At 50.6% G+C, this 997-nt stretch carries 1 protein-coding gene; it reads right to left on the reverse strand.

Annotated elements, in window-relative coordinates:
- Positions 1-186 precede the first annotated feature (186 nt).
- Positions 187-997: hypothetical protein (locus tag ACP5J3_RS14870; protein WP_428496389.1), on the reverse strand; the 811-nt coding region annotated here is incomplete at its 5' end.

Here is a 997-nt window from a genome sequence, read left to right on the forward strand (position 1 = left end):
GCGGCTGGGCCTCGCCCCGAGACAGGCTACCAACTCCATGCCAAAATCACACTATGTGGTAATTTAAGCTCTACGGAAAAGCGGTGCTCACAGCCCAGACAAGGCCTTTTGCGCCCCTGGCAACTTGCCTTGACAGATTAATACGCCAGTGATGTGTGTAAAGAGGAAAAAAGGCTCTTGGGGTTGCTACTCTAATTTAGTAACCCCGTCGATGTATATAACATTGAAAGCAGTGGTGATTTCAAGCCCCCTATCAACAGCACTTACAACGTTGTATGTGTCGATTAGTACGGAGATCTCGTAACCTGCGTATTTTTCTGATTGAAGTGTCATTATGTGCATCCAACCCTTCGGAAGCACATCATAATAGTCAAAAATAGTGTAGTTGGCCAATGATGCCGATGTGAATTTGACGCTGACTATTGCCGAGCTTGGCGTAAATGGGTCTATCCAGTCGGCGCCTATGGCGGCAAAGGAAACGTCAAAGCCGGCATCTTTAAGAAGGGCGGCCAGGCTAAGGGCGTATAGGATGGGCTTGTCTAGGCTCCCCGCGGCCGGTTGAAATGCTATCTTGCCCGAGGCGCCTAGCTGTTTTTCAACCTCCGCGGCCAGTGCCTCTCTATTCTCAAGCCAGTAGTTGTATATGGCGTACATCCGAAATATATCTCTGCTGGGAACCCCCGGGGTGCCAACCACATACGGCCTCTGTGGGAAAAGCGGCGGCGTGTCATAGTAGCGCCACGTCTCTATATACCTAACGCGGAAATTGTACACGACGTCGCGCCCCAGATCGTTGTATATAACGTAGACGTAGGTGCCGTTTGTAGGGGCGACAAATCTTAAAGAGCCTCTACCCTGGGCCAGCGGCGTCGCTGAGTAGCCTCCACGCCATTTATCGTATTCAGGCTGAGTAAAAACTGCAAGCCACAGATTTTGAGAAGTCTGTAGCTCTAACACCTCTCCTGCTGTGAGCTCTACTTGCAGATATCGGTAGTAG

The organism is Pyrobaculum sp. (assembly GCF_049971835.1).
Taxonomy (GTDB): domain Archaea; phylum Thermoproteota; class Thermoprotei; order Thermoproteales; family Thermoproteaceae; genus Pyrobaculum.